At 68.8% G+C, this 3,434-nt stretch carries 5 protein-coding genes; 1 reads left to right on the forward strand and 4 read right to left on the reverse strand.

The window, feature by feature from the left end; translation table 11 throughout:
- Positions 1–223: 223 nt before the first annotated feature.
- Entirely contained in the window at positions 224–739 is a 516-nt protein-coding gene (locus tag AC1DOC_RS25190; RefSeq protein WP_478079865.1) for a hypothetical protein, read from the reverse strand.
- On the reverse strand, positions 729–1,874 hold the full coding sequence (locus tag AC1DOC_RS25195) for a JmjC domain-containing protein (protein WP_478130725.1): 1,146 nt from the start codon (positions 1,872–1,874) through the stop codon (positions 729–731). Before AC1DOC_RS25195 ends, AC1DOC_RS25190 begins: the two co-directional genes overlap by 11 nt.
- A 14-nt stretch (positions 1,875–1,888) precedes the next feature.
- Here AC1DOC_RS25195 and AC1DOC_RS25200 point away from each other — a divergent pair, with 14 nt between their 5' ends.
- The gene (locus tag AC1DOC_RS25200) at positions 1,889–2,413 is read left to right on the forward strand and encodes an FKBP-type peptidyl-prolyl cis-trans isomerase (protein ID WP_012748535.1); all 525 of its coding nucleotides are present in this window, start codon (positions 1,889–1,891) and stop codon (positions 2,411–2,413) included.
- Between the two features lie 77 nt (positions 2,414–2,490).
- Here the strand turns inward: AC1DOC_RS25200 and AC1DOC_RS25205 are convergent, their stop codons facing one another.
- Positions 2,491–2,991 carry an outer membrane lipoprotein gene (locus AC1DOC_RS25205; RefSeq protein WP_012748536.1) on the reverse strand — a complete coding sequence of 167 codons (501 nt, stop codon included), beginning with the start codon at positions 2,989–2,991 and terminating at the stop codon, positions 2,491–2,493.
- A gap of 174 nt (positions 2,992–3,165) precedes the next feature.
- Positions 3,166–3,434 (reverse strand): dUTP diphosphatase (gene dut, locus AC1DOC_RS25210; protein ID WP_478130726.1); only part of this gene is annotated, 269 nt, incomplete at its 5' end.

Genomic DNA, 3,434 nt, shown 5'->3' on the forward strand with positions numbered 1-3,434 from the left:
GAGCCGGTTCGGTCACCGGAGCGGGCGGGGGTGTCACAACCGCCGGCGCGGCGTCCTCTTTCTTTCCGCAGGCCACGAGTGCGGCAGCGGCGATCAACGAAGCGAGCAGGACGGACGATGACTTCTTCATGGAAACTCCTTTGGCAATGGATGTCAGAACGAAAAAATTCTAGACCCGCATCGCCGCCCGTTTGTGTCTCGCGGCCTCATTCGCGGCATTGGCTTACAAGCCCAGTGTCGACGCCGGAAAGGCGGCAACACCCACTCGCCACGACTCATCGATTGTTTCACGCAGTTCGCGCCGCGCCCGCGGATCGAAGCCGCACAGGCCCCGGCTGCGCTCGGGATCGGTGCGGTGAGCGAACCACCCGGGCGTCCAGATGGCGCTCGGCACCGCGGTGCTGCCCGCCTCCGCACGCACCGCGCGGCATTCGATGATGTGGCCCCACATGCGCCGCCACGCAACGAAGCGCGCATGTGAACGTTCGACCGCATCGAAGCGCTGCGCCAGCAGCACGAAGCGGCGGCCCGCGGCCGACCAGGCCTGGAGCGCCTCGATGCTGGCCCGCTCGCCGAGCGGCCAGTCGGCAAAGTCGGGGTCGCTGAAGACCAGCTCTTTCCACCCCTGCCGGGCTGCGTTCGACAGCGCGGCCCGCACCATGCCCGCGAAGGCTTCGGGGCCATCGAAGCGTCCCTCGGGCAAGGCCGGTGCGGCCGCCGTGAAACGCTCACCCGGCATGGGCCCACCCCGCTTCGCACCACTCGGCCAGCAGTGCGAGTGCGCCGTCGCTCGCGCGCGCCAGTTCGCGCGGCCCGAGCGCGCGCCGGTCGGCCAGCCGCCGCATCAGCGTTGCATCGGCCCCGCCTGCCCGAAAGCTCTCGCCGTTGATGTAGAGGTGCCGCGCGTCGTAGAGCATGCGCGTGCGGCGGTCGAGCGCCACGGCATGCAGTTCCGCCGGTGCCTCGGCGCCTTCAGAGTCGAACCAGACGTTGGCCTTGGGCTCGGTCAGCGATTCGCCCAGCGCGCGGTCGATAGCGTCCGGATCGCGCAGCGCGGCGTCGACCGCCTTGCGCGCAAAGGCCTGCAGCGCGGCCGGCATCGCGGCCGGCGCCTCGACCGCGGGCTGCGTCGGATCGCGGTAGCGCGCGAGCTCGGCCGGGCCCRCATCTTCGAGCGCCTCGGCATAGGCCTGCGCCACGCGGGCCAGCAGGTCGGCGCCAAGCTCCCCCACCGCGGACGACCGCAGGCCGATGGAGCAGGTCATGCAGTCGTCGCCGACCGCCACGCCGTCGTGCGCATAGCGCGGCGGCAGGTACAGCATGTCGCCCGGCTCGAGCACGAAGCTCTGCTCGGGCTCGAAGTTCTCGAGGATCTTGAGCGGCACGCCCTGCTGCAGGCGCAGGTCGCTCTGCCGGCCGATCGACCAGCGCCGCCTGCCCTGCGCCTGCAGCAGGAACACGTCGTAGCTGTCGAAATGCGCGCCCACGCCGCCCTGGTCGCTCGCATAGCTGATCATCAGGTCGTCCAGCCGCGCATCGGGCAGGAAGCGGAACTGCTGCAGCAGCGCATGCACGCCGTCGTGATGCAGGTCGACGCCCTGCACCAGCAGCGTCCAGGCCGGCTGCTTGCGCGGCGGCAGCGCGCGCCGCGCGAGCGGCCCGTGCCTGAGCGTCCAGCCGGCCTTGCCGTGGCGGATGAGGCGCGATTCGACGTCCTCGCGCTCGGCCAGGGCAAAGAGCGCGCTGCGCTCGATCGGTGGCACCATGGCGGGTATGGCCTGGCGCACCAGCAACGGTTTCTTCTGCCAGTGCCGCCGCATGAACTGCGCGGCGCTCAGGCCGCCGAGCAACGGCAGCGGTTGTGTAATCTCCATGGGAGAATTCTGCAATGGAAATCTCTGAACAATGCGTGGTCGGCCTGACCTGGACGATGAAAGACACCCTGGGCGAAGTTCTGGACGTGCTCGACGAACCGGTGGAATTCATGGTGGGGGGCGATGACCTCTTCGACGTGATCGAAGCCGCCCTGCAGGGCCACGAGCCCGGCGCACGGGTGCAATTGCAGCTCGAGCCCGAACAGGGCTTCGGCGACTTCAACGACCAGCTGCTCTTTCTGGAGCCGCGTTCGCTGTTCCCCGAAGGCACCGAGGAAGGCATGACCTTCGACGGCGCCGCCTTGCCCCCAGGCGTGAGCGACGCCATGCCCAAGGACGTGATCTACACCGTGGCCGAGATCTACCCGGACCACCTGGTGCTCGACGGCAACCATCCGCTCGCCGGCATCGCGATCCGGCTCGACATCACGGTGCGCTCGGTGCGCGAGGCCACCGAAGAAGAAGTCGGCCGCGGCACGGCGGGCACGGCCTTCTTCAAGGTGCCGCCCACGGCGCCCGGCAACGACCTGCTGCACTGACTGCCGGCTGAACAAACCGCCGCAGCAAGCAAAAAAAGCCGGGCATTGCCCGGCTTTTTGCTTGCTGCGGCCCGCGGCTACATGCGCGAGATCTGGCCGTTGTCGATGCGCACGCGGTCGCCGATGCGCAGGTCGCCCGGATGCTGCACGTCGAAGGCGCGGTAGCCGCCGCGGTCGGTCTGCACCGAGATGCGGTAGCTCTCGTAGGCGCGCGGCCCGTTGGCCTGTCCCTCGATGGTGTTGCCCAGCAGCGCGCCGCCCACGATGCCCAGCGCGGTGGCCGCGGCGCGGCCGCTGCCGTGCCCGAACTGGTTGCCCACCACGCCGCCGAGCACACCGCCCGCCACCGCGCCGCCGCCGGTGGTGCCGGTGCCCCCGGTTTCGCTGCGCAGCACCTCGATGTTGGCGACGTGGCCGTATTCGACATAGGCCGCCTCCTGGTAGGGAACCGCCTGCGGCGGCGCCTGGTAGGGATAGCGCGTCGTGTGATAGACCGGCGCGGGAGCAACGCAGGCCGTGAGCGTGGCAAGCGCCACCACGGAAGCGGCAATGGAAATGAAGCGCGTTGAAATTTTCATGTTGAGAGGCTCCTCGGATAAATCGGCGCATCCCGATGCGCCAAAGCCTGTATCCAACGTCTTGCCCGCTGTGGGGATGACGCAGGACACACACCGAAACGTAGGAGCGCGCCGCGAACCGTCAGTTCCGGTCTTTACGGGCCCGACACGAAGCCGCGCAAAGACGGGGAGCGGTCAGTGCTTGCCGGTGGAGCCGTAGCCGCCTTCGCCGCGTTGCGAAGCTGCAAATTCTGTGACCACGCGAAACTGCGCCTGCACCACCGGCACGATCACCAGTTGCGCGAGCCGCTCCATCGGCTGGAGCACGAAGGGCGTGTCGCTGCGGTTCCAGGCGCTGATCTTGAGTTCGCCCTGGTAGTCGCTGTCGATCAGGCCCACCAGATTGCCGAGCACGATGCCGTGCTTGTGGCCGAGGCCCGAGCGCGGGAGGATCAGCGCCGCAT

The organism is Variovorax sp. 01T439_2, from assembly GCF_056398445.1.

What these genes read in the sequence shown, in the direction of transcription:
- AC1DOC_RS25190 (WP_478079865.1), bottom strand. Translation starts at nt 739, where the DNA reads ATGCCGGGTGAGCGTTTCACGGCGGCCGCACCGGCCTTGCCCGAGGGA.
- AC1DOC_RS25200 (WP_012748535.1), top strand. Translation starts at nt 1,889, where the DNA reads ATGGAAATCTCTGAACAATGCGTGGTCGGCCTGACCTGGACGATGAAA.
- AC1DOC_RS25205 (WP_012748536.1), bottom strand. Translation starts at nt 2,991, where the DNA reads ATGAAAATTTCAACGCGCTTCATTTCCATTGCCGCTTCCGTGGTGGCG.